General features: G+C 68.2%; 22 protein-coding genes. 12 read left to right on the plus strand and 10 right to left on the minus strand.

Annotated elements, in window-relative coordinates; genetic code table 11:
- The first annotated feature begins 87 nt into the window (after window positions 1-87).
- From JVH1_RS10800 to JVH1_RS10810, 3 genes are all read left to right on the plus strand, one after another.
- Window positions 88-786, plus strand: a complete 699-nt coding sequence (locus JVH1_RS10800) for a TetR family transcriptional regulator (RefSeq protein WP_009478134.1) — start codon at window positions 88-90, stop codon at window positions 784-786.
- A 173-nt stretch (window positions 787-959) separates the two neighbouring features.
- Window positions 960-2,120 (plus strand): acyl-CoA dehydrogenase, encoded by a 1,161-nt coding sequence (locus tag JVH1_RS10805; protein WP_009478133.1) that lies wholly within the window; start codon window positions 960-962, stop codon window positions 2,118-2,120.
- A gap of 74 nt (window positions 2,121-2,194) precedes the next feature.
- Entirely contained in the window at window positions 2,195-3,043 is an 849-nt protein-coding gene (locus JVH1_RS10810; protein ID WP_005561875.1) for a 3-hydroxybutyryl-CoA dehydrogenase, read from the plus strand.
- Here JVH1_RS10810 and ubiG read toward each other — a convergent pair.
- Window positions 3,034-3,873 carry a bifunctional 2-polyprenyl-6-hydroxyphenol methylase/3-demethylubiquinol 3-O-methyltransferase UbiG gene (gene ubiG / locus JVH1_RS10815; RefSeq protein ID WP_043781017.1) on the minus strand — a complete coding sequence of 280 codons (840 nt, stop codon included), beginning with the start codon at window positions 3,871-3,873 and terminating at the stop codon, window positions 3,034-3,036. The genes JVH1_RS10810 and ubiG overlap by 10 nt on opposite strands.
- A 90-nt stretch (window positions 3,874-3,963) precedes the next feature.
- On the opposite strand from ubiG, the gene JVH1_RS10820 reads away from it, so the two are divergent.
- Both JVH1_RS10820 and JVH1_RS10825 read left to right on the plus strand, forming a co-directional pair.
- Window positions 3,964-5,205: a membrane protein gene (locus tag JVH1_RS10820; RefSeq protein ID WP_009478131.1), complete on the plus strand. Its 1,242-nt coding sequence runs from the start codon at window positions 3,964-3,966 to the stop codon at window positions 5,203-5,205.
- 86 nt (window positions 5,206-5,291) lie between these two features.
- Window positions 5,292-6,740: an MFS transporter gene (locus JVH1_RS10825; protein ID WP_009478130.1), complete on the plus strand. Its 1,449-nt coding sequence runs from the start codon at window positions 5,292-5,294 to the stop codon at window positions 6,738-6,740.
- Window positions 6,741-6,753: 13 nt separating this feature from the next.
- Here the strand turns inward: JVH1_RS10825 and JVH1_RS10830 are convergent, their stop codons facing one another.
- Both JVH1_RS10830 and JVH1_RS10835 read right to left on the minus strand, forming a co-directional pair.
- Window positions 6,754-7,173 carry a hypothetical protein gene (locus JVH1_RS10830; protein WP_005561883.1) on the minus strand — a complete coding sequence of 140 codons (420 nt, stop codon included), beginning with the start codon at window positions 7,171-7,173 and terminating at the stop codon, window positions 6,754-6,756.
- A gap of 53 nt (window positions 7,174-7,226) precedes the next feature.
- Complete coding sequence (locus JVH1_RS10835) at window positions 7,227-7,790, minus strand: GNAT family N-acetyltransferase (protein WP_009478129.1); 564 nt, start codon at window positions 7,788-7,790, stop codon at window positions 7,227-7,229.
- Window positions 7,791-7,796: 6 nt separating this feature from the next.
- Between JVH1_RS10835 and JVH1_RS10840 the strand changes: the two genes are divergently transcribed.
- Window positions 7,797-9,272, plus strand: a complete 1,476-nt coding sequence (locus JVH1_RS10840; RefSeq protein ID WP_043781014.1) for an MFS transporter — start codon at window positions 7,797-7,799, stop codon at window positions 9,270-9,272.
- A 47-nt stretch (window positions 9,273-9,319) separates the two neighbouring features.
- Entirely contained in the window at window positions 9,320-9,703 is a 384-nt protein-coding gene (locus JVH1_RS10845) for an RNA-binding S4 domain-containing protein (RefSeq protein WP_009478127.1), read from the plus strand.
- A gap of 4 nt (window positions 9,704-9,707) precedes the next feature.
- On the opposite strand, the gene JVH1_RS10850 is transcribed toward JVH1_RS10845, so the two are convergent.
- From JVH1_RS10850 to JVH1_RS10865, 4 genes are all read right to left on the minus strand, one after another.
- Window positions 9,708-10,622: a diacylglycerol kinase gene (locus JVH1_RS10850; protein WP_009478126.1), complete on the minus strand. Its 915-nt coding sequence runs from the start codon at window positions 10,620-10,622 to the stop codon at window positions 9,708-9,710.
- Complete coding sequence (locus tag JVH1_RS10855) at window positions 10,619-12,199, minus strand: FAD-binding oxidoreductase (RefSeq protein WP_043781060.1); 1,581 nt, start codon at window positions 12,197-12,199, stop codon at window positions 10,619-10,621. The genes JVH1_RS10850 and JVH1_RS10855 overlap by 4 nt, the downstream gene beginning before the upstream one ends.
- 91 nt (window positions 12,200-12,290) lie before the next feature.
- The gene (locus JVH1_RS10860) at window positions 12,291-13,559 is read right to left on the minus strand and encodes a nitrate/nitrite transporter (RefSeq protein ID WP_043781012.1); all 1,269 of its coding nucleotides are present in this window, start codon (window positions 13,557-13,559) and stop codon (window positions 12,291-12,293) included.
- Window positions 13,560-13,604: 45 nt separating this feature from the next.
- A complete protein-coding gene (locus JVH1_RS10865) occupies window positions 13,605-14,603 on the minus strand; it encodes an aldo/keto reductase (RefSeq protein ID WP_009478123.1) in 999 nt (332 codons plus the stop codon).
- An 84-nt stretch (window positions 14,604-14,687) separates the two neighbouring features.
- Here JVH1_RS10865 and JVH1_RS10870 point away from each other — a divergent pair, with 84 nt between their 5' ends.
- Window positions 14,688-15,254: a TIGR03086 family metal-binding protein gene (locus JVH1_RS10870; RefSeq protein WP_009478122.1), complete on the plus strand. Its 567-nt coding sequence runs from the start codon at window positions 14,688-14,690 to the stop codon at window positions 15,252-15,254.
- 37 nt (window positions 15,255-15,291) lie between these two features.
- Window positions 15,292-16,986, plus strand: a complete 1,695-nt coding sequence (gene ilvD / locus JVH1_RS10875) for a dihydroxy-acid dehydratase (RefSeq protein ID WP_009478121.1) — start codon at window positions 15,292-15,294, stop codon at window positions 16,984-16,986.
- A 68-nt stretch (window positions 16,987-17,054) separates the two neighbouring features.
- Here ilvD and JVH1_RS10880 read toward each other — a convergent pair whose 3' ends face one another.
- Together JVH1_RS10880 and JVH1_RS10885 are read right to left on the minus strand one after the other, a co-directional pair.
- On the minus strand, window positions 17,055-17,708 hold the full coding sequence (locus JVH1_RS10880; RefSeq protein WP_009478120.1) for a S1 family peptidase: 654 nt from the start codon (window positions 17,706-17,708) through the stop codon (window positions 17,055-17,057).
- 122 nt (window positions 17,709-17,830) lie between these two features.
- Window positions 17,831-18,544, minus strand: a complete 714-nt coding sequence (locus tag JVH1_RS10885; RefSeq protein WP_009478119.1) for a DUF6319 family protein — start codon at window positions 18,542-18,544, stop codon at window positions 17,831-17,833.
- Window positions 18,545-18,708: 164 nt separating this feature from the next.
- Between JVH1_RS10885 and JVH1_RS10890 the strand changes: the two genes are divergently transcribed.
- Window positions 18,709-19,764, plus strand: coding sequence for an adenylate/guanylate cyclase domain-containing protein (locus JVH1_RS10890; RefSeq protein WP_009478118.1), 1,056 nt, complete (start codon window positions 18,709-18,711; stop codon window positions 19,762-19,764).
- A gap of 204 nt (window positions 19,765-19,968) precedes the next feature.
- On the opposite strand, the gene JVH1_RS10895 is transcribed toward JVH1_RS10890, so the two are convergent.
- Window positions 19,969-20,640: a TetR/AcrR family transcriptional regulator gene (locus JVH1_RS10895; protein WP_009478117.1), complete on the minus strand. Its 672-nt coding sequence runs from the start codon at window positions 20,638-20,640 to the stop codon at window positions 19,969-19,971.
- A 90-nt stretch (window positions 20,641-20,730) separates the two neighbouring features.
- Between JVH1_RS10895 and JVH1_RS10900 the strand changes: the two genes are divergently transcribed.
- A complete protein-coding gene (locus JVH1_RS10900) occupies window positions 20,731-22,314 on the plus strand; it encodes an MFS transporter (protein ID WP_009478116.1) in 1,584 nt (527 codons plus the stop codon).
- Between the two features lie 99 nt (window positions 22,315-22,413).
- Window positions 22,414-23,310 carry a diiron oxygenase gene (locus tag JVH1_RS10905; RefSeq protein ID WP_005255915.1) on the plus strand — a complete coding sequence of 299 codons (897 nt, stop codon included), beginning with the start codon at window positions 22,414-22,416 and terminating at the stop codon, window positions 23,308-23,310.
- The last annotated feature ends 1 nt before the right edge of the window (window position 23,311 follow it).

Genomic DNA, 23,311 nt, shown 5'->3' on the forward strand with positions numbered 1-23,311 from the left:
CGGACGCACTCTTTCGAGTATCCGCCCGCGAGGCGCGCCGGGTCCAGGGCACTGCGGGCCCAATGCCGCCGATGGATACTGGGCCCCATGACCGAGCGCGTCGACACACCCGGCATCGATCCCGCGGACTTCCGCGTCCACGTCGTGGCGCAGGCCATCCGGCTGTTCTCCGAGAACGGGTACGAGGCGACGACCGTCGAGCAGATCGCGTCCGCGGCGGGCGTGTCCCGGCGGACGTTCTTCCGCCAGTTCCGCTCCAAGGAGGACGTGATCTTCGCCGATCACGAATCACTGTTGCAGCAGGCAGGCGATTATCTGTCCACGGATTCCGATGACCCGTGGGCCGCGGTCTGCAGGACGGCCGGCCTGGTCTTCGACAGGTTCCGCGAGAACCGGGAGCTGTCGGCTCGCCGGTACCAGGTGGTGCAGCGGGTGCCCGCCCTGCGCGACCGGGAGATCGTCACCGGCTTCCGCTACGAGCGGTTGTTCGTCGACTACCTGCGCGGTGTCGTACCCACCGAGCCGGTCCTGAAGGTCATCGGATTCGCGGCCGCTGTCACCGCGTGCCACAACTTCCTGCTCCGGAACATGATCAAGGGCGATCCCGACGCCACCGCCGAGGAACTCGAGCGGGCCCTCCTCGACGTGCGCCGGACGTTCGGCGTCGCTCCGGGGGCATCGACGCAGGAACAGGACGCCGTGCTGGTGGTGTCGTACCCGCCGGGAACGCCGGTGGACGAGATCACCGGGCGTATCCAGGCCCAGCTGTCCCGGCGCCGGGGCTGAGGCGGCCGGGTGACGACAACCACCCTTGACTGGCACTCAGTGCCGTGGTTGACTGCACTGTAGTGGCAGTAGTTTGCCGACCACGAACATTGCGGCCCACCTGAACGACAATAACCCTGGCACGGAGTGCCTATTCAGACTCGGTGCCGTCGAGACTCAGCAAGGAGCGCCCCATGGCCGGAAATCCGGACTTCGATCTGTTCAAGCTCGGTGAAGAGCACGACGAACTGCGGTCCGCGATCCGCGCGCTCTCCGAGAAGGAGATCGCCCCCTACGCGAAGCAGGTCGACGAGGACGCACGCTTCCCCGAAGAGGCCCGCGTCGCCCTCGTGAACTCCGGGTTCAACGCCATCCACGTCCCCGAGGAATACGACGGCCAGGGCGCCGACTCCGTCGCCACCTGCATCGTCATCGAAGAGGTCGCCCGCGTCTGCGGCTCCTCCTCCCTGATCCCCGCCGTCAACAAGCTCGGCACCATGGGCCTCATCCTCAACGGGTCCGAAGAACTCAAGCAGCAGGTCCTGCCGCAGCTCGCGTCCGGCGAGGCCATGGCGTCCTACGCGCTGTCCGAGCGTGAGGCCGGTTCCGACGCCGCCAGCATGCGCACCCGCGCCAAGGCCGACGGCGACGACTGGATCCTCAACGGCTCCAAGTGCTGGATCACCAACGGTGGCAAGTCCAGCTGGTACACCGTCATGGCCGTCACCGACGCCGACAAGGGCGCCAACGGCATCTCCGCGTTCATGGTCCACGAGAACGACGAGGGCTTCGTCGTCGGACCGAAGGAGAAGAAGCTCGGCATCAAGGGTTCGCCCACCGCGGAGCTCTACTTCGAGAACTGCAAGATCCCCGGCGACCGCATCATCGGCGAGCCCGGCACCGGTTTCAAGACGGCGCTGCAGACCCTCGACCACACCCGTCCCACCATCGGCGCGCAGGCAGTCGGCCTCGCGCAGGGCGCCCTCGACGCCGCCCTCGCCTACACCAAGGACCGCAAGCAGTTCGGCAAGTCGATCAGCGACTTCCAGGCCGTGCAGTTCATGCTCGCCGACATGGCGATGAAGGTCGAGGCCGCACGCCTCATGGTTTACACCTCCGCGGCCCGCGCCGAGCGCGGCGAGAAGAACCTCGGATTCATCTCCGCGGCCGCCAAGTGCTTCGCCTCCGACGTCGCGATGGAGGTCACCACCGACGCCGTCCAGCTGTTCGGTGGCGCCGGCTACACCACCGACTTCCCTGTCGAGCGGATGATGCGTGATGCAAAGATCACTCAGATCTACGAAGGCACGAACCAAATCCAGCGCGTCGTGATGTCGCGTGCACTGTTGAAGTAGGCGGCTACGCCACCCGTGCGTGGTTACCGAGTCTCTGGACTCGCTAACCACGCACGGCTACGTGAGGAGAATTTGTGGAACTAGTAGGCGTGATCGGCGGCGGCACCATGGGTGCCGGCATCGCCGAGGTATGTATCAAGGCCGGCAGCTCGGTTCTCATCCTCGAGACCAAGCCGGAATTCGCCGAGGCCGCGCAGGCCCGGATCGAGAAGTCCCTGGCTCGCGGGGTCAAGGCGGGCAAGCTCGACCAGGACGCCGCGGATGCCGCGCTCGCCCGCGTGCGGGTCACCCTCGACATCGAGGAGTTCGCGGACCGCGACCTCGTGATCGAGGCGGCACCGGAGATCGAGTCGCTCAAGGTCGACATCTTCCAGAAGCTCGACAAGATCGTGAAGCCGTCGGGCATCCTGGCGTCCAACACGTCGTCCATCCCGCTGATCAAGATGGCCAACGCCACGCAGCGTCCCGGGCAGGTTGTGGGCGTCCACTTCTTCAACCCGGTGCCAGTGATGCCGCTGGTGGAGATCGTGGTCAGCCTGGTCACGTCGGAGGAGACCGTCCTCGCGGTCACCGACTACGCGAAGAACACGCTGCGCAAGAAGACGGTGCGGGCCGGTGACCGCGCGGGCTTCATCGTGAACGCGCTGCTCATCCCGTACCTCACGTCGGCGGTCCGGATGCTGGAGTCGGGGTACGCCACCGCCGAGGACATCGACGAGGCCATGAAGGGCGGCTGCGGCTACCCGATGGGCCCGCTGACGCTCATCGACACCGTCGGTCTCGACATCACCCTCGCCGCGGCGGAGTCGCTGTACGCGGAGTTCGCCGAGCCGCACTACGCTCCCCCGACGTTGCTCAAGCGCAAGGTCGACGCCGGACAGCTCGGCAAGAAGAGCGGCAAGGGCTTCTACGACTACAGCTGATCACGCCCGTCCGGAAGCCCGTCGCGTCGTCGCGGCGGGCTTTCGCCGTTCTTGACCGCAAATCCCATGTAGGAGATGGCCGTGCTCCGGATCTGCCCGAAGTCGAGCCGGCGACTCAACTCCCCGTAGCTGAGCCGTGTTCCGCCTGCCCGGGCGAGGTCGAGGAGCCGGAGAGGATTCTTCGACCGAGGCCCGAGCCCGACGATCTCGCCGAGCCGCAGACCGTGCAGCTCCATGATCGGCGCCAGCTCGGCTGGACGGATACACATCGACCAGTCGTGGATGGGAGTGTCGAACATCCGGGTCATCCGCCACTCCTGCATGATCTTGATCGCGACGAGCTTGCTGGCGAATGTGCGGTTGATGGTGTCGAACAGGTACAGGCCGCCAGGTTTCAGCACACGGGACGTCTCGGCGATCACTCCGTCGAGATCCGACACGTGCTCGAGGACGTCGCAGCAGTAGGCGACGTCGAACGTGGCATCCGGCACCGGCAGGTGTTCCCCCGACCCGATGCGGTACTCGATGTCGAGTGCCGAGCCGGCCGCGTGACGCCGCGCGGTGTCGACCGATACCGGGGACGGATCGATGCCCGTCACCTGGAAACCGATGCGGGTGAACTCCTCCGCGAGGAACCCGCCGCCCGAACCGACGTCGAGGGGGCGGAGTCCGCGATGGTCACGACCGACCGTTTCGCCGAGCACCTTTCGGAAGTAGGCGAATCGTCCCGGCGTCAGACTTCCGTGCAGCAGGTTGAGTGGGTTGTCTTCCTCCCACCACGACTCCCCCACCCGGTTGTAGACGTCGTTGTCGATGACCAAGCGGACCACCCCTTCTCTGCCGCGGGCACAGCACGACCTCCAGCCTTCTCCTGCGCGTCGGTCACTTCAAGGCCGGTGCCCTTACGCGATGCTCAGGGGATGACATTCAGTATCTCGCACGTGTGCCTGCTGCTGGGCGGGTTCGTCGCGGGAATTGCGTTGAGGTCCACCACGTCCAGTGAGTTCGCGTTCGTGGTCGACGGCGACCGCCTGGAAGCGTTGTATGTCGGTCCGGCCGCAGGCGCCTTCCTCGCCGCGATCGTCGCCGTCCTGGTGGCAACGCTGGTTCGTGCCCGCCGGATCCTGTCGACGCTGTCGTTCACCGGCCTGGCGCTGCTGGGTGTCGCTCCGGCGACGGGGCCGTGGGAGTCCGAGGTGTATCTCGGCGGAGTCGGTGCGGGCCTTCTGCTCGGCGGCATCGTCGGACTGTGCGCCACCGCCGACCGGGCGTGGTCGCAGACCGCACTCGCGGCGGGGGTTCTCACCGGACTCCTCCTCGCCGGACCGATCGACCATTTCCGGACGCCGGTTCCCCGGCGCTACGCGGACTACCTTCCGGAACCCTTGTTCGAGCCGGTGATGCTGACCGTCCTGGCGCTCACGGCCGTGGTTCTGGCCGTCACGCTCGCGTCCGGCGACTTCGGTGAGCGGACGCTCGCCGCGGTGAGCGGGCGCGCCCTCGTCGTCGGGATCGTTCTGCCGTTGATCGGGCTGGTGCTGTGCTGGTGGTTCGTTCGTCGTGTCTGGGACGTGGGCACTTACGGTGCGACGCAGGGCCGGTGGATGTTCGGACTCGTCCTCGTCGTGGTGGTGATCGCCGCCTCGCTGTGGCTGGAGGGCCGCACCGGGATCGTGTTGCTTGCCGCGATGGCCTTCGTCGCCGCGGGGGACATCGGCGTGGCGTTCCCGGACTCCTGGCCGTGGCTGCTGGTGCCCGCGGCGCTCGCGTTGACGGGTGCCGTGCTCGGCAGGCGCTTCCCGCAGCCGGTGTTCGGCATCGCGGCACTCGCAGTCGTGGCCGCGGCGGCGCTGTTCGAGCACCCGCCGTGGGACAACCTGCACGCCGGTGCGACGTGGCTCCTCCTTCCGCTCGCGGCGTCGTACACGGTCGCGTCGAGTCTGCCGTCGAGCGAATCGGTCACCGCGATGTCGCTGGCGGTGCCGGCCGCGCTGGCCGTCCCGCTGATCGCCGACTACGGGTGGACGGCGTACGCGCCGCTCGTCGGATCCGAGAGCACGCCGGGGCCGGACTCGTGGGCGTGGACATCGACCGGACTGTCGGTGGTTGCCGTGGTCGCGTGCGGACTCGCCGCCGCCTACCTCGGAAAACGCCCCACCTGAACTCATTGCACGATACATACGTTGTGCACCATGCATACGCTGTGTATGGTGCACAAATTGTGTTTCGCTGAGTTGAGGAGATTCGTGTGGACAGTCCGACGCCCGCCGTCCGACCGGGCGGCCTCGTCGCCGTGCTGGCCTTCACCGGCATCGTCGCCGCGCTCATGCAGACCCTCGTGGTGCCGCTGATCGGCGACCTCCCCCGACTGCTCGACACGACCGCCTCCAACGCGTCCTGGGTGATCACCGCGACGCTGCTCGCCGGCGCCGTGGCGACACCGGTCACCGGACGTCTCGGCGACCTGTACGGCAAGCGGCGGATGATGCTGATCTGCACGGTTCCGCTCGTCCTGGGCTCGGTGGTCTGTGCGGTCGCGACGTCCCTGGCCCCGATGGTGATCGGCCGAGGGCTGCAGGGCATCGGTGTGGGCATGATTCCGCTGGGAATCAGCGCACTGCGGGACCTGCTGCCGCCCGAGCGCCTGCACTCCTCCATCGCCTTGATGAGCTCGTCCATGGGCATCGGCGGCGCCCTCGGTCTGCCGCTCGCCGCAACGGTCGCGGAGAATGCGAGCTGGCGCGTGCTGTTCTGGGGCGCCGCCGGGCTCAGCGCGCTGATCGCCGTGCTGCTCTGGTTCTTCGTGCCTGCCACACCCGTCCACGGACCCAAGGCCCGCTTCGATCCCATCGGCGCAGTCGGACTGGGTGTCGGACTGGTGTCCCTGCTGCTGGCTGTGTCCAAGGGCGCCGACTGGGGCTGGGCGAGCAGCACCACCCTCGGTCTGTTCGCGACCACGGTCGTCGCGTTGACGGCCTGGGGCTGGTGGGAACTCCGCACTCCCGAACCGCTGGTCGACCTGCGGGTGATCGCCGGCCGTCAGGTGCTGCTGACCAACGCCGCGTCCGTCGTCGTCGGCTTCGCCATGTACGCCCAGTCCCTGATCGTTCCACAGCTCCTGCAGTTGCCGGCGTCTACGGGATACGGCCTGGGACAGTCGATGCTGGCCATGGGTCTGTGGATGGCCCCCTCGGGTCTGATGATGATGGCGGTCTCCCCTTTCGGCGCCAAGCTGTCATCCACCCGCGGGCCGAAGGTCACCCTGCTCGTCGGAAGCCTCGTCATCGCGCTCGGCTACGGATCGTCGATGTTCCTGATGGGGTCGACGTGGGGCCTGGTCGTGGTGACCTGTATCTGCGGCTCGGGCGTCGGTCTGGCCTACGGTGCGATGCCCGCCCTGGTGATGAGCGCCGTGCCGCAGTCCGCGACCGCCTCCGCCAACAGCGTCAATTCTCTGATGCGCTCGGTCGGTACCGCGGTGTCCGCTGCCGTCGTCGGTGTGGTTCTCGCCCAGATGAGCGTCCAGGTCGCCGGCCACACCCTGCCCACCGAGGGCGGCTTCCGAACCGGCCTGTTGATCGGTTGCGGTGTCGCACTGGTCGCCGCGGCCATCACGCTGGCCATCCCCACTCGCCGCGTCACCCCCGCAGCGCCGAACTCGATTACCCCCGAACCGCTCGCACCGTCGAAGGTGTAGCCCTGCTGATCGCCTACTTGTGGAGGGCGTACCCCGCCACGGGGTTGCCGTTGATGTAGACGGTGCCCTCGTAGGTGCCGTCGGGCCTCGGGGTGATCCGGTCGGTCAGGAACGGCAGCCCGGAAGGGCTGTAGTCGGTGACGAGGGAACCGCTCGCTTCCGGGGTGGTCATGCCGAAGATGTACGGAAAGAACACACCGAAGTTGTCCATGACCCAGCCGGGCCCGAACGTCTTGCCCTTCCAGATCAGGTCGCCACCGAGAACGTTGGTGGTGCCGAGGTATGTCCCCGCAGGCAATGGGACCGGCATCGGCGCGGGTAGCGGCGGCGGCATGGGCGCCGGCACCGGGTCTGCCGCGGCCGTCCCCGCGGCGAAGAAAGACAGGCCGGCCACCGCGACGGCCCCGACTGCGACCTTGCGCATGATGTCCATGAGTTCTCCGTATATCGAGGTGCGTGGCGGAAAGTGTCGCACGGACCGGGCCGTCACAGGGCGAGTGTGAAGAAGATGCTGTTCGGATCGTTGCCGTAGCTCCCGAACGGGGGGCATTCGGTGAAGCCGTGCTCGGTGTACAGGCGCCTGGCCGGGGCGAAGAAGTCCTCGGTGCCGGTCTCGAGGTTGAGCCGGACGTACCCGCGTGCCCGCGCCTCGTCGACCAGATGCGCGAGGAGCCGGCTGGCCACACCCCGCCCGCGCGCCTCGGTGGCCGTCCGCATCGACTTGATCTCGCCCTCGGCCGGCGAGAGCTCACGCAGAGCCACGGTTCCCAGCACCGTCTCCTCGTCCCAGAGCGTCCACACGGTGACCGACGGGTCCCGCAAGCCGGGCAGATCGAGGGCGTGAACACTGTCGGGCGGCGACGTGGCACGCATGTCCGCCAGGTGCTCGGCCAACAGTCCGTGCACGGCCTCGCGGGACAGGTCGTCGACTTCGATGTACACGTGCAGGCTCTCGACTTTCGGTTTCGACCGGGCAACGATGTCGAGTATGCCGAAGCCCGCGCGAGAAATCGCAACGAGTACCGCGCTGCCTGAACCGCGGCGCACCATGGGGAGATGACCGAGACAGTTCTGCGCCTGAGCACCCGCCAAGGGCGGTGGGTGATCACCGCGACCGTTCTCGGTTCGAGCCTCGCGCTACTGGACGGCACGGTGGTGAACATCGCCCTGCCGCACATCGGCGAGGACCTCGGGTCGGATGTCGCGGGAATGCAGTGGGTACTGAGCGGGTACACCCTCGCCCTGGCGTCGCTGATCCTGCTGGGCGGGGCGCTCGGGGATCGCTGGGGCAGGCGCCGCGTCTTCGTCTGGGGGACGGTCTGGTTCGCGGCGGCGTCACTCCTGTGCGGCATCGCACCCGACATCACGATGCTCGTGATCGCACGGATTCTGCAGGGTGTCGGGGCCGCGATGCTGACCCCCGGCAGCCTCGCTCTGATCTCGGCCTCGATCCACGAGGACGACCGGGGTGCCGCGATCGGACTGTGGTCGGGACTCGGCGGGGTGGCGGGGGCGATCGGCCCTCTCCTGGGCGGCTGGCTGGTGGAGGTGGCCGGCTGGCGGTCGGTGTTCCTGCTCAATCTTCCGTTCGCCGTCGTCGTCGTGTGGGCGTCGATGCGGCACGTCCCGGAGAGCCGCGACCCGCATCCGCCCGATCACCTCGACGTGCTCGGGTCGGTGTGCGCGGTGATCGGCCTCGGCGCGCTCACCTACGGTCTGATCGAGATGAACCTGATCGCCGGGGTGGTCGGGACCGTCGCGCTGATCGCGTTCGTCGTGGTGGAACGGCGCTCACCGAACGCCCTGGTGCCGCCGAGCCTGTTCGGGTCGCGCATGTTCGTGGTGGCAAACCTGGTGACGCTCGCCGTGTACGCCGCACTCGGCGGCGTCTTCTTCCTCCTGGTCCTGCAGTTGCAGTTGGTGGCCGGATACTCGCCGATCGAAGCCGGAGTCGCCACCATCCCGATCACGCTGGCGATGCTGGCGTTCTCCTCCCGCGCCGGCAGCTACGCCCAGACCCACGGCCCACGGCTGCCGATGACCGTCGGGCCCGCACTCGCAGCGATCGGCCTGCTGTTGATGACCCGGATCGGGCCGGGTGCGAACTATTGGACGGTCGTGCTCCCCGGCGTCGTCGTCTTCGGCCTCGGACTGTCCGCCATGGTCGCGCCGCTGACCGCCGCCGTGCTCGGGTCGGTCCCGGTGGAACAGTCCGGAATCGCCTCCGGGGTGAACAACGCCGTCGCGCGCACCAGCCAGCTGCTGGCGGTGGCCGCACTCCCCGGGATCGCCGGGATCGACGCCGAAAGCATGATCGACCCCGACAGCTTCTCGCAGGGCTTCCGCATCGCGATGTACATCTGCATCGCACTGCTCCTGGTCGGGGCGACCATCGCCGCAGCCCTGATCCGGGCGCCCGCCCCGCCGACTCCCCCCGCGGATTCGGTTGCATGCAAACCACATTGCGACGTCACCGGCCCGGCAGTGCAACCGACCCTCGCCCGGTCGAACCGTACTCCCCCGAACGGGTGACGCGCCCGCAGGCCACACCGTCACGCGCGCTTTCGTATCCTGGTCGGGTGGCGATTTCCGGTACCGATCCCGCGAGCGTCCGGGTCGACAGCTGGACCTGGGCGACCCGGCTGTTCAAGACGCGCTCCGCGGCGGCGGCCGCCTGCAGGTCGGGGCACGTGCGGGTCAACGGCACCACCGCCAAACCGGCGCAGCCGGTCAAGGCCGGTGACGAGGTCCGCATTCGCGCGGCGGGTGTCGAACGCATCGTCGAGGTTGTCCGGCCGATCACCAAACGGGTCGGCGCGGTGGTGGCGGTCGAGTGCTACACCGACAACACACCACCGCCCCCACCGCGCGAAGTCCTCGCGTCGATACCGCAGCGCGACCGCGGCGCCGGCAGGCCCACCAAACGCGAACGCCGCGAGATGGACCGGTTGCGCGGGTCGTGACCGCTCAGGCCGGGGTGTGGCTGAGGATGCGCAGGGCGGCCGGCACCGCCTCGATGGTGACGGGCAGCGGGCCGACCCGGTCGCCGTCCGCGTAGGCCGTGATGCCGTCGCACTGCAATCGCACCGTTCGTGAACGGTAGGTCTGCACGTCGGGGAGATCCACGTGTGTGCCCTTGTAGACCCGGGGGAACAAGCGGACCAGCCTCGACCGGCGACCGTAGTCGACGACCGTGACGTCGAGCAGGCCGTCGGTCTTGTCGGCGCCCGGGCAGATCTGCATGCCGCCGCCGTAGGAGCGTCCGTTGCCCACCGCCACGAGGGTGGCGTCCACCTGGAACCTCTCCTCGTCCAGTTCGATGCTGTAGTGCAGCGGGCGGAGCTGCGTCAGTTCGGCGAGCATCGCGAGGTTGTACCGCATCGGACCCTTCGGCCAGGACATCCGGTTGGCGCGGTCCGTGACGAGCGAGTCGAATCCGCTCGCCACGATGGTGCCCGCCCACACCACCGTGCCGTCCGTGAGCGTGATCCTGGCGAGGTCGGACTCCTGCACCTCCCCGTCGGCGATCACGTCGGCCGCGGCGACGGGATCGCCGACGGGGATACCGAATTCGCGCGCGTGGTCGTTGCCGGTGCCGGCCGGGATCAGCCCGACCGGCGTCCCGGACTGCGCCGCCGCCTGCAACCCGATGCTGATGGCGCCGTCCCCGCCGACGACGACGAGCGCGTCGGTGCCGTCGTCGATCGCCCGGCGGGCCAGCATGCGCGCGTGATCGGCATCCGTTCCGATGATCTCGGTGACGGCGACCCCGCGCTCACGCAGGCGGGCCACCCCCTTGCGGCCGGCGACGGGTGCGTGACCGTGACCGGCGAGGGGGTTGACGAGGACGGTGACCTTCTCGATCACCTGCTGGGTGCTCACGGAATCAGCTTGCCGGGGTTGAGGATTCCCACCGGATCGACCGTGTCCTTGACCGCCCGCAGAATCGCGACGCCCAGGTCGCCGATCTCGTCCCGCATCCACGGGCGGTGGTCGACTCCGACCGCGTGGTGGTGCGTGATGGTGCCGCCGGCGGCGACGATCGCATCACCGGCGGCGGTCTTGGCCTTCCGCCACTGTTCGATCGGGTCGTCCGCCTGCGCGGACACGACGGTGAAATACAGCGAGGCGCCGGTCGGGTACGTGTGCGAGATGTGGCAGAGGACGAGCGGCGGGGTGCCCTGCCCGGACAGCGACTCCGTCAGCGCGGTGGTCACGGCCGTGCGGAGCGCAGCGAGGTTGCCCCAGGTGGTCGCGGTTTCCAGTGTCTCACACAGCGCTCCGGCGTCGAGCAGCGAGTCGCGCAGGTACGGTGCGTCGAAACGGCCGTGCTCCCAACCGTTTCCGGGCCCCTCGCCCAGGGACGTGCCGCCGTGCGCCACCAGCACGGCACGAGCCTCCGCCGTCCGCTCCGCGGTGTGCTCGGCGGTGCCCTCGAACGTCGTGATCGCCAGGCAGCCGCCGGTGACGGTCTCCTCACCGATCTTGTCGGTGGTCGCGAGGTTCACCGCCGTCTCCGCCTCGTCGGACAGTCGCAGCACGGTCGGGACCGCACCTTCCTGCCGCAACGCACGCAGAGCCGCCGCGCCCGTCTCGAAGTCGGGGAAACTCCACCCTTCCCGGACGGTGGTGTCGGGGACCGCGTGCACCCGCACCCGCACCCGGGTGATCACGCCGAGCGTGCCCTCCGACCCGACGAACAATTCGCCGAGGTCCGGACCCGCCGCGGAGGCCGGGGCGCGCCCCGTGTCGAGGGTCCCGGTGGGGGTCACCACCCGCAGTCCCTGCACCATGTCCTCGAACCGCCCGTACCCCGCGGACGCCTGCCCCGACGACCGGGTGGCCGCGAAGCCGCCGATGGTCGCGAACATGAAGCTCTGCGGGAAGTGCCCGAGCGAGAAGCCGTGCGCGCCGAGCAGTTCCTCGGCGAGCGGACCCGTCACGCCCGCGCCCAGCGTCGCGATGCCGGAGTCGGTGTCGAGGTCGATGAGCGCGTCGAACCGGCGCAGGTCCAGCGAGACGACGGCGTCGAATCGGTCGCGCACGGGGTCGAGTCCGCCGACCACGCTCGTTCCGCCCCCGAACGGCACCACCGCGATGCCGTGGTCGGCGCAGTATCGGAGCACGTCGGCGACCTCGGCGTCGGTGCCGGGAGTGATCACGGCGTCGGGTGCATTCTGCGGTTCGGTGCTGCGGCGACGCAGCAGGTCGAGCGTGCTCTTGCCGCCGGAACGCAGCAGCCGGTCGGAGTGCGCGGTGCTGCAGAACTGTTCTCCGACGATGCCCGCGAGCGCGGCGATCTGCTGGTCTGACAGTGCGCTGGGAGCCAGGACGACGTCGTCGGCCACCCGGTCGGAGGGTTCCCTGATCGTGACGCCGAGGGCCTGCTGGAGCAGTCCTTTGACGCCGTCCGAGAGGACCTTGTGCTTTTCCGGCGCACCCCAGGCGTCCCACTGCATCGGGGGTGCCGTCAGGACGGCGTGATCTTCCGATCGCTCATTGCTCATGCGTTATAGTGTTACACATCATGTAAGAGTGTAACTAGCCCTTTCAGCGACCGCCCCGCTCCCGCCACACCTGACGAATGGGCCGCAGCACCAATCCCATCTGCCTCCGCGTCTTCCCACGCGTCACCAGAACACCCGTGATCGCCACGATCCAGACCGGGTACTGCACGAGCCAGGCCACCCGGAACGCGTCGAACGAGTACCCGCCCATCACGTCGAGGATGAGACCCATCGCCTGGATGACCAGCAACGACGCCAGGAAGCCGCCGATGTTGACCATTCCCTGCGCCGTTCCCATGCTGGTGCTGGGATTGAACATGCGGGCGTAGTCGAAGCCGATCATCGAACCGGGGCCGCCCACCGAGATCACCATCACCAGCACGATCAGCAACCAGATCGGCGCCGGACCCGGCAGCGACAGGACGACGGTCCAGATCGCCGCGTTGCTGATCATGATCGCCAGCACCAGATAGGAGCGGCGCATCGGGAACCGGCCGCTGAGGATGCCGATGATCGGCCCGGCCACGATCGCCGAGATCACCGACAGGGTCAGCAGCGAACCGGCCTCCGCCGGCGACAACCCCTGCGCCGACCTCAGGTACGGCACACCCCACAACAGGGCGAACGTGGTCATCGAGAACTGCGTGCCCATGTGGGTGAAGAACCCGAGCCGGGTGCCGGGACGACCCCACACGGCGCGGATCTGCTTGCCCACCTCCCGCAGTCCGGCGGGCGCGGCCACCACCTCCAGACCGGGCGGCGCATTGCGGATGACGGACACGGCGAGCACGAACGACAGCAAACCGAGCGACGCCGCGCTGCCGTACGCGAAACTCCAGCCCGGCCCGTTCAGCAACAGCATCAACGGCAGCGCCGACAGGATCTGACCGATCTGACCGAAGATGCCGGTCAGCTGCGACACGAGCGGGACCCGCCGCGGCGCGAACCACTGCGGCACCAGGCGCAGCACGGAGATGAACGTCATCGCGTCGCCGACGCCGACGAGAACGCGCGCGGCGACCGCCAGCGGCAGCGATTCGGTGAGCGCGAGGAGCATCTGTGCCGAGGCCATGATGAGGGCGCCCGCGGAAATCATGATCCGCGACCCGTACCGGTCGAGGAGCACACCCGCCGGGATCTGCATCCCCGCATACACCACGATCTGGAGTACGACGAAACCCGACAACACACTCGGACTGATCGAAAATCGTTCCGTCGCCGCGAGGCCCGACACACCGAACGAGGTTCGATGCAGGACGGCGACGATATAAGCGACAACCCCGACGCCCCACACCAACCACACTCTGCTCATCGCAGATCAAACTACCCCCCAGCAGGCATTACCCGCTGAGTGAAGTCACTCGCGGCCCAGCGACACCCAGGTCGGATCGGCCGTGCGCTCGCCGACGGTGAGATCCGCGAGCAGGTCCAGGCGCGCGATCTGCCCCTCGGTCAGCGTGACTGCGAGCGCGCCGGCGTTCTCCGTGACGCGCGCCGCGAACCGGGTGCCGGGAATCGACACGGACGGCAACCCGAACTCGCGGCCCTTCGCGTCCAGCCACGCCAGCGACACCTGGGCGGGCGTCGCGTCGAGTTCGGCAGCGACCTCGCGGACGACGTCGAGCACCTTCAGGTTCGCCGGCAGTGCATCGTCGCCGAAACGCGGGAACCGGCGGCGCAGATCCTTGTCGCCCAGCGTGGCCGGGTCGTACGTTCCGGTGAGGAAGCCCCGGCCCACCGGCGAGTACGGCACGAAGCCGATGCCCAGTTCGGCCGCCGCGGGAACGACGTGCTTCTCGACGTCGCGGCTCCAGATGCTCCACTCGCTCTGAATCGCGGCGATGGGGTGCACCTGTGACGCGCGACGCAGTTCGTCGCCGGTCGCCTCCGACAGTCCGATGTTGCGGACCTTGCCTGCCTTCACCTGTTCCGCGATCGCGCCGACGGTGTCCTCGATGGGCACCTCGGGGTCGACGCGGTGCAGGTAGTACAGATCGACGGTGTCGACGCCGAGCCGGGACAGCGATTCGTCGAGGGCCTGCGCCACGTAGTCGGGCTTGCCGTTGATGCTGCGCCGGCCGTTCGCGATGTTGCCGACGAGACCGAACTTGGTGGCCAGCTGCACCTCGTCGCGGCGTTCCTTCAGCACCGTGCCCACCGCGATCTCACTCGCGCCGTCGCCGTACACGTTGGCCGTGTCGATGAACGTCACTCCGATGTCGATGGCGTGGTGGAGGGTCGCGAGCGCCTCCGCGGCATCGACGGGGCCGTACACGGGGGCGACGGACATGGCGCCGTAGCCCTGCGCGCTGACGGTGAGGCCTTCGGACAACTGCACGGTGGGGATGTTGGTCATGCGCACCATCCTTCCCGAGCACCCCGACAGGTGCATCGTTTGGAATCGCGCTGATCGTGACCCGGCTGGCTCTACCCTGAAGACATGGCATTCGACTGGTTCGAACTCGCCCGCATCGCCCACCGCGAGTTCGGTGCACGGGTCGCCGCGATCACCGACTGGTCGGCGCCGACCCCGGACCGCGAATGGGACGTCACCCACCTGGTGCGGCACGTCATCGAGGAACAGCAGTGGGTTCCCCCACTGCTTGCCGGGAAGACGGTCGGCGAAGCGACCCCGGACATCGAGCCCCTGCACGGCGACATGCGGTCGGAATGGCAGCGGTATTCGGACGCGGCCATCCACGCGTGGTCGTCGACCGACCCGCAGACGCAGGTCCACCTGTCCTACGGGACGGTGCCGCTCGAGCCGTATCTGCGGCAGCAGATCGCCGACGTCACCATCCACGCATGGGACCTCGCCAAGGCCACCGGATCCGACGACACACTCGACCCGCACCTCGTCGCCGGCGTCTGGTCGGATCTCGACGGCCAACGCGAGATGCTCTCCGAGAGCGGACTGTTCGCCGACCCCGTCGACGTTCCCGACGACTCGCCGCTGCAGGATCGCCTGATCGCCCTGACCGGTCGCGATCCCCGGCAACGCATTTAACCAACCGCCGCGGAGGGTCCCGCCTACGCTGGGTGACATGAGTACCCCGGATCCCAAACCCCGCAGCCGTGACGTCACCGACGGATTGGAGAAGACCGCAGCGCGCGGAATGCTCCGTGCGGTGGGCATGGGCGACGACGACTGGGGGAAATCCCAGATCGGCGTGGCGTCGTCCTGGAACGAGATCACCCCCTGCAACCTGTCGCTCGACCGGCTCGCGAAGGCCGTCAAGGACGGCGTCCACGCCGCAGGCGGGTATCCCCTCGAGTTCGGCACCATCTCCGTGTCCGACGGCATCTCGATGGGACACGAGGGCATGCACTTCTCCCTCGTCTCCCGTGAGGTGATCGCCGACAGCGTGGAAACGGTGATGCAGGCCGAACGCCTCGACGGGTCGGTGCTCCTCGCCGGTTGCGACAAGTCCCTGCCCGGCATGCTGATGGCCGCGGCCCGCCTCGACCTCGCGAGCGTGTTCCTCTACGCCGGTTCGATCCTGCCCGGTGTCGCAAAAATGTCCGACGGCACCGAACGCGACGTCACCATCATCGACGCGTTCGAGGCGGTCGGCGCCTGTTCGCGCGGACTGATGAGCCGTGAGGACGTCGACGCCATCGAGCGTGCCATCTGTCCCGGCGAGGGCGCGTGCGGCGGAATGTACACCGCGAACACGATGGCCAGTGCCGCCGAGGCGCTCGGCATGTCGCTGCCCGGCAGCGCCTCCCCGCCCGCCACCGACCGTCGTCGCGACGGATTCGCGAGGCGCAGCGGTGAAGCCGTCGTCGAACTGCTCCGCCGCGGCATCACCGCCAGGGACATCCTCACCAAGGAAGCGTTCGAGAACGCCATCGCCGTGGTCATGGCCTTCGGCGGTTCCACCAACGCCGTCCTGCACCTGCTGGCGATCGCGAGCGAAGCGGATGTGGAACTGACCCTCGACGACTTCTCCCGCGTCGGCGCCCGCGTCCCGCACCTCGCGGACGTCAAACCGTTCGGCAAGCACGTGATGAAGGACGTCGACCACATCGGCGGCGTCCCCGTCATCATGAAGGCCCTGCTCGACGCCGGGATGCTGCACGGCGACTGCCTCACCGTCACCGGCAAGACCATGGCCGAGAACCTGTCGGCCATCGCCCCTCCCGACCCGGACGGCAAGGTGCTCCGCGCGATGAGTTCGCCCATCCACCCGACCGGCGGAATCACGATCCTCAAGGGGTCCCTCGCCCCGGGCGGCGCGGTGGTGAAGTCGGCCGGGTTCGACTCCGACGTCTTCACCGGCACCGCCCGCGTCTTCGAACGGGAACGCGCCGCGATGGATGCCCTCGAGGACGGCACCATCACGAACGGCGACGTCGTGGTCATCCGCTACGAGGGCCCCAAGGGCGGTCCCGGCATGCGCGAGATGCTCGCGATCACCGGCGCGATCAAGGGCGCCGGGCTGGGCAAGGACGTCCTCCTGCTCACCGACGGCCGATTCTCCGGCGGCACCACCGGCCTGTGCGTCGGCCACGTGGCACCGGAAGCCGTCGACGGCGGTCCCATCGCGTTCGTCCGCGACGGCGACCAGATCCGACTGGACGTCGGAACGGGCACCCTCGAACTGCTCGTCGACGAAGAGGAACTCGCCGGCCGCAAGAACGGGTGGGAGCCTCTGCCCCCGCGCTACACCCGCGGGGTCCTGGCCAAGTACACGAAGCTCGTCGGTTCCGCCTCGGGCGGCGCCGTCTGCGGGTAGGCGCTTCGCGCCCGTGCGTGGTTGACGAGTCCAGAGACTCGTTAACCACGCACGGGCGCCGGAGGCGCCTAGATGGGCCGGAACCCGGCGCCGGGACCACCGCTCGCGTTCATATCGGCGACGATGGAGTTGAGGTTGGTGCCGATCTCCGGGCCGATGCACGGTGCCGCGAGGTAGGCGTTGACCATGGCCACCAGGGTGGTGCCGACGACCATCGGTGCGCCCGAGTCACCCTCGATCACGCAGGCCTGGGTCCACGTCTCCCCCGTCTGCATTAGGTCGCCGTAGACGATGCCGCAGGTGTTGCCCGTGGTGCGGCCTTCCTTGCACGCCACCTGCGGGAACGCTGCCGGTGCGCCGATTTGGGTGATGGTGACGCCGCCGACCCGGTTGACCGGGACGACCTTCGCCGGGTCGAACTGGATCACCGCGTAGTCGAGAGCGGGATTGGAGACGACGAACTTTCCGACGATGCCACTGTCCTGACTGGCTTCGGGCACCACGTAGGAGCCCGCCTCACCGCAGTGGCCCGCCGTCAGGCCGACGAGCCTGCCCGCGTTGTCGTGGCCGATGGTGGTGAGTGAGCAGACGAGTTCGTCGTTCACCACGATCCCCGAACCGCCCCCCAAGACGGCGGCCGGAGCTGCTGTCGCGGACCCCGCCGCAACGAATCCCAGAATTCCCGCTGTCGCCGCAACAACCGCCGCGAATCGTTTCAACATTTTTCGAACCTTCCCGGATGAGCCCCGACGGCCGCGTGTCTCCCCATAAGAATCCCACCCCACGCAAGACCTGTGTGGGGGAATGCCGATGTAGAGACCGCGACCCGTTACTCACCCGGGCGCTACTCGACGGCGCCGAGTGCCTCCAGTGCTTTGCGGGCGTCCTCGAGTTGCCGGCTCAGCTCGTCCACCCGGGCCGCCGCGAGGTTGCGTGCCGCCACGATGATCGACTCGACGGCTTCGATCGCCGTCTCCTCGCCGAGTTCCCGGACGGCGCGCTCGACGGCGTCCGGAGAGACGGGGACGGCCTTGCCCGGACGCTTGGCTCCGTGCGCGACGGTGACGCTCCAGTCGTTGTCGGCGCCGGCGTGGATGGTGACGCTGACTCCCGCGGGCACCTTCTTGCTGGTGCGTTTGGCCGGTGCCGTGGCGGGTTTCGGAACCGCGGTGGCAACGGGCGCAGGCGTCGCGACGGTCTTGGCGGCGGGCGTCTTGGAGGCAGGGGGCGGGCCGGGCTCGATCTCCTGGTGCACGACCGGTGTCGCGCGGGCGGCGGGTGCGGGCGCAGGCTTGGGGGCCGGAATTCGTCTCATCAGAAGCTCCTCCGCTTCGAAGGGGAGCTCGTCGTCGACACCCTTGGGGCGGATCAAGAGCGTATTGCCTTGCACCGAGATAGCTTTCGCCGAGGCTCCGGCCTCGAGCCCGAGGCTGGGCATCGCCTCGCGCAGATACACGGTGGCCCGCTTACCTTCCGCGATCGCGGCAGCGAGGGTCTCGAGATTCTCCGCGGTCAGGTGATCCGGTGCGGCGGCACCGGAACGTCTACGGGGCGGCATGCGCTGTCCTTTCTGGTCTGTGTCCTGGTTACGCTCGTGAGCACCGCAACTCTCGCACACCCCACCGACGGTTCCGCATCGGACGGGCTCGCACAGTGGCAGATTGAGGGGGACGGACGCACCGGCGACCATGCGTGCGGATCGAACGTATCGAGAGGAACGACGTGACCTCGGAAGCACCGGAGAACGGCGACGAGACCGCAACGACGACGCCGATCTCACCGACCCTGCTCCGCGACGTCCAGGCCGATCTCGAGGAATCGCTTCTGGGCGGTCCCCGCCGTTACACGCGGGCCGAGATCGCCGACTTCGCGGGGGTGTCCCTCGAACGGGCGGACCGCCTGTGGGTGTCGATGGGTTTCGCGGTCGACACCGATCCGGACGGCGTCATGTTCACCGAGGGGGACGCCGCCGCGTTGCGCACCATCGCCTCGCTCGTCGATCAGGGGATCATCTCGCCGGAACGCGAGGTGGCGGCGGCCCGTGCACTCGGCCAGGCGATGTCGCGGCTCGCCGAATGGCAGGTGTCATTGATCAGCACCCACATCGTCGATCAGCTCGCGGGGTCCGCGGGCAGCGACGAGCAGGCCATCCGGGAGCAGGTGCGCGAACTCACCGCCGAGATCCTTCCGGCGGTCGAGTCGTTGCAGGCGTACGTGTGGCGCAGGCACATCGCCTCGACCACCGGTCGCAACGTCGGGAATCCCGGCGAGGAGGTCGCGAGCCGGAAACTGGTGGTCGGCTTCGCGGACATCGTCGGGTACACGTCGCTGACCCGTCAGCTCGGTGCCCGGGAACTGAGCGACCTTCTGGAACGATTCGAGTCGGCGTCGACGTCGGTCATCGGCCGGCATCAGGGATGGGTGGTGAAGACGGTCGGCGACGAGGTGATGTTCGCGGTCGAGTCGCCGGCCGATGCGGCGGAGATCGCCCTGCAGCTGCGGGAGCAGGTTCTGCCGGACGAGACGGACCCCGAACTGCGGGTAGGACTCGCGATGGGTCCGGTGCTCGTCCGGTTCGGCGACCTCTACGGCTCCGTCGTCAACACCGCGGCGCGACTCACCGGTTCGGCGCGTCCCGGCACGGTGCTGATCGACGAGGCGCTCGCCCACGAACTCGCCGACGCTCCCGGTTACTACCTCAAGCAGCTACGCCCACGACGTGTTCGAGGGATTCGACGACTCGAACAGTTCGTGCTGCGCCGAGACCGGGACGCCTAGCGACCGTCAGCTTCCGAAGGGAAGGGTTCCGGGCGGGATGGAGTATCCGCTGCTGCCGGCGGCGACGCCGCCCCAAGCACCGAGGAGCCAGTTGAGTGCATCAGTGATCATCGAGAAACCTTCCCACACCATTCATTCGATACGCGCGGCATCCGGTGCCGCGCGCACGTGCCACGGTAATGACGACGTGCGGAGCTGTCGACGTCACAATGCCTGAGCAGGCGGTATCTCAAGGAGCGCCGGCGTGGCCGGACCGGCGGCGACCTGGGCGGCGCGTGCGGCGAGGAAGTCGTCGACGATCTGCTCACACGCGGTCCGTCCCAGTGGGGTCAGGGTCGCGAGCCGGGTGAAGACGAGTGGTCCGATGAGTTGCGCGAGAGCGAGGTCGTAGTCGAATTCGCCGAGGCGTTCGGCCGCCTCGGGTGTTCCGAAGACCTGGTCGAACGCCGCCCGGTACTGCTCGACGATGGTCTGCCTCAGCGTCCGCAGTTCCGGTTTGTCCGCCTCGACGGCGGCCGCGCTCGAGTAGTCGTCCAATGCCGGACCCATGCCGAGCCAGCACATGGCCGTCACGTTCATGGGGGCACTCTCGATCAGTTTCGCCTGACTGACCATCAACTCGACGAGCCGGTCACGGAGGTCGCCGTCGGCGGGCACTGTCGGCGCGGGTGGGATCAGCCGCCCGAAGGCCGCGGCGACCAGTTCGGTGCCGTTGTCGAAATGGCGGTAGAGCGTGGCCCGAGCGACGTTCGCGAGTTTGGTGACGGCGTCGATCGTCACGGCGTCGGTGCCACCCTTCGCGAGAAGAGTTGTCGCGGCGTCGAGAAGTCTCGCGCGAGAGCGCTGCCTGCGGGGATCCTGCTCGGTCATCTGCACCGCCTGTTCCTGCCACTGCCCGACCTCTTGTGAACTGTCAGTCTACCAACGATACTGGCAGTCTCGTTACTTCCACGGAGGGACTACATCGTGCGCTCTCGGGACTCCGCACCACCGCAGGACATCGAACAGAGCAACACCACCGGCTGGACCCTTCGGCAGATCTGGATGCTGACCGTCGCGTGCTGCGCGGTCGCGCTCGTCGTCGCGGCGATGGCCGCGCTGAACACCGCCTTGCCCGACCTCGCGCGTGACACGGGCGCGACCCAGAGCCAGCTGACGTGGATCGTCGACGGCTACACCCTCACCCTGGCCGCCCTCCTGCTTCCGGCTGGCGCGCTCGGCGACCGGTACGGTCGCCGCGGCCTCCTCATGTTCGGACTGCTGATCTTCGGCCTGGGTGCCGCTATTCCGATCCTGAACGACAGCCCGGAGTGGATCATCGGGTCCCGCGCGGTCGCCGGCATCGGCGCAGCCTTCGTGATGCCGGCGACGCTGTCGCTGCTCACCGCAGGTTTCCCGCTGTCCCAGCGCGGCCGGGCCGTCGGCATCTGGTCGGGTGTCGCCGGGTCGGGCGCGATCGCCGGACTGCTGGTCTCGGGACTGCTGCTCGAACAGTGGTCGTGGAAGGCGATCTTCGTGAGCCTCGCCGTGGTGTCCGGCGTCCTCTTCCTCACCGGATTCACCATCGCCTCCTCACGCCAGACCGACCAGGCACCGCTCGACCTTCCCGGCACCGTGACGATCGCGGCGGCGGTGGGCCTGTTCGTGCTCGGCACGATCGAGGCGCCGCACCGCGGCTGGCTGGATCCCACCGTCGTCGGACTCATGGCGGGTGGCGTCGCCGCCGCGGTAGCGTTCGCGCTCGTCGAGCTGCGCCGCGAGCATCCGCTCCTCGACGTGCGGCTCTTCGCCAACCGCGCCTTCGGGTCGGGGTCGATGTCGTTGCTGGTGCAGTTCCTCGCCATCCTCGGGCTCTTCTTCTTCGCGGTGCAGTACCTGCAACTGGTGCTGAGCTACTCGCCGCTGGAGTCGGCGCTCGCGCTCGCCCCCATCGCGGTACCCGTGATGATGCTGTCCGTGGGGATGCCGTTCGTCCTCCCCTATGTCGGCCTCCGCCCGTTGCTCTCCGTCGGCGCCGCGATTCTCGGTGTCGGAATCCTGCTGATGGTCCGGCTCGACGAGTACTCGAGCTACCCCCAGGTGGCTCTGCCGCTGGTCGTGGCCGCGTTCGGCATCGGCCTGTGCACCGCACCCGCCACCACCGCGATCGTGCAGAACACTCCTGACGAGAAACAGGGAGTGGCGTCCGCCGTCAACGACACGGCACGCGAGATCGGGGCGGCGATCGGCGTCGCACTGGCAGGCAGCATCCTGGCCGCGGGCTACGGCAGGCACGTCCAGCCGGCCGTCGACGCCGTCCCCGACGTCGCGAAGGAGCCCGTGTCGAGTTCCCTGGCCGCCGCGCTGCACGTCGCCCAGTCGGCGGGACCGCAGGGTGAGCAGCTCGCGAGCTTCGCCCGGAAAGCGTTCCTCGAGGGAATGGACGAGGCGTCCATCGCCCTGGCCTGCGTGTGCTTTGCATCCGCGGTCGTGCTCGCGGTGTGGGCGCCGGGCCGGAAAGGGTCGTCTCCGGCGCCGTGGAAGGACGAGGAACTGGCCGACGTCGACTGAGCGAACATTGCCCTTGTGACCGCCGTCATTGTATCGTTCAGTATCAGTTACTGAATGTCACAGTTAGTTGGCCGCCTAGTCACAGATCAAGGGGTAGTGATGACCGCATCGATCGTCGTCTCCGACCGCGAAGAGACCGCCCAGCGCTTGCTGGCGTCGTCGGCACGCAAGTCCTACGACCCGATGGTCGAGGTCGACTGGGAAGCACCGATCCCCGACGACAAGTTCGGTCTCACCCCCGAGTGGAGCACGCTCTACGGCACCGCCCTGTGGGACGAGATGACCGAAGAGCAGAAGATCGAACTCACCAAGCACGAGGCCGCCAGTGTCTCCAGCGTCGGACTGTGGTTCGAGATCCTGCTCATGCAGATGCTGCTGCGTGACGTGTACGGCCGCGACAAGCACTCGCGCCACGTCCAGTTCGCGCTCACCGAGGTGGCCGACGAATGCCGCCACTCGGTGATGTTCGCCCGCGCCGGTGAACGCCTCAACATGCCGAGCTACGGCCCGCACCCCGCGATCCACAAGCTCGGACGCATCTGGGGCGGCTTCTTCCGGGGCGCCAACGCGTACGCCAGTGTGATGGCCGCCGAGGAGATCCTCGACATGATGCAGCGCGACTTCATGAAGGACGAACGCGTGCAGCCCGTCACCCGAACGGTGAGCAAGATCCACGTCCTCGAGGAGGCCCGCCACATCCGCTTCGCCCGCGAAGAGGTCGGACGCCGCATCGAGGGTGCCAGCTGGGCACGACTGCAGTTCGAGCGCCTCAACACCGCGGTGGTCGTGTATTTCGTGATGAAGAGCATGATCCGCAAGGACGTGTATGCGAACGCCGGACTCGACCCGGAGCGGGCCGCCGCCGAGGCCAAGAACAACCAGCACTACAAGGACACCGTTCGTACGTCCGGTTCCAAGTTGATGCAGTTCCTCGATGGCGTCGGCCTCGTCGGCGGCCCGTCCAAGCGCCTCTACAAGAGGGTCCATCTCCTCTGAA

The organism is Rhodococcus sp. JVH1 (assembly GCF_000280725.2).
Classification (GTDB): Bacteria; Actinomycetota; Actinomycetes; order Mycobacteriales; family Mycobacteriaceae; genus Rhodococcus_F; species Rhodococcus_F jostii_A.

Bases quoted from the DNA above. Each gene is read 5' to 3' on its own strand.
- JVH1_RS10800 (WP_009478134.1), top strand. From the start codon at position 88: ATGACCGAGCGCGTCGACACACCCGGCATCGATCCCGCGGACTTCCGC.
- JVH1_RS10805 (WP_009478133.1), top strand. From the start codon at position 960: ATGGCCGGAAATCCGGACTTCGATCTGTTCAAGCTCGGTGAAGAGCAC.
- JVH1_RS10820 (WP_009478131.1), top strand. From the start codon at position 3,964: ATGACATTCAGTATCTCGCACGTGTGCCTGCTGCTGGGCGGGTTCGTC.
- JVH1_RS10830 (WP_005561883.1), bottom strand. From the start codon at position 7,173: ATGGACATCATGCGCAAGGTCGCAGTCGGGGCCGTCGCGGTGGCCGGC.
- JVH1_RS10835 (WP_009478129.1), bottom strand. From the start codon at position 7,790: ATGGTGCGCCGCGGTTCAGGCAGCGCGGTACTCGTTGCGATTTCTCGC.
- JVH1_RS10840 (WP_043781014.1), top strand. From the start codon at position 7,797: ATGACCGAGACAGTTCTGCGCCTGAGCACCCGCCAAGGGCGGTGGGTG.
- JVH1_RS10855 (WP_043781060.1), bottom strand. From the start codon at position 12,199: ATGCAGTGGGACGCCTGGGGTGCGCCGGAAAAGCACAAGGTCCTCTCG.
- JVH1_RS10860 (WP_043781012.1), bottom strand. From the start codon at position 13,559: ATGAGCAGAGTGTGGTTGGTGTGGGGCGTCGGGGTTGTCGCTTATATC.
- JVH1_RS10865 (WP_009478123.1), bottom strand. From the start codon at position 14,603: ATGACCAACATCCCCACCGTGCAGTTGTCCGAAGGCCTCACCGTCAGC.
- JVH1_RS10870 (WP_009478122.1), top strand. From the start codon at position 14,688: ATGGCATTCGACTGGTTCGAACTCGCCCGCATCGCCCACCGCGAGTTC.
- ilvD (WP_009478121.1), top strand. From the start codon at position 15,292: ATGAGTACCCCGGATCCCAAACCCCGCAGCCGTGACGTCACCGACGGA.
- JVH1_RS10880 (WP_009478120.1), bottom strand. From the start codon at position 17,708: ATGTTGAAACGATTCGCGGCGGTTGTTGCGGCGACAGCGGGAATTCTG.
- JVH1_RS10885 (WP_009478119.1), bottom strand. From the start codon at position 18,544: ATGCCGCCCCGTAGACGTTCCGGTGCCGCCGCACCGGATCACCTGACC.
- JVH1_RS10905 (WP_005255915.1), top strand. From the start codon at position 22,414: ATGACCGCATCGATCGTCGTCTCCGACCGCGAAGAGACCGCCCAGCGC.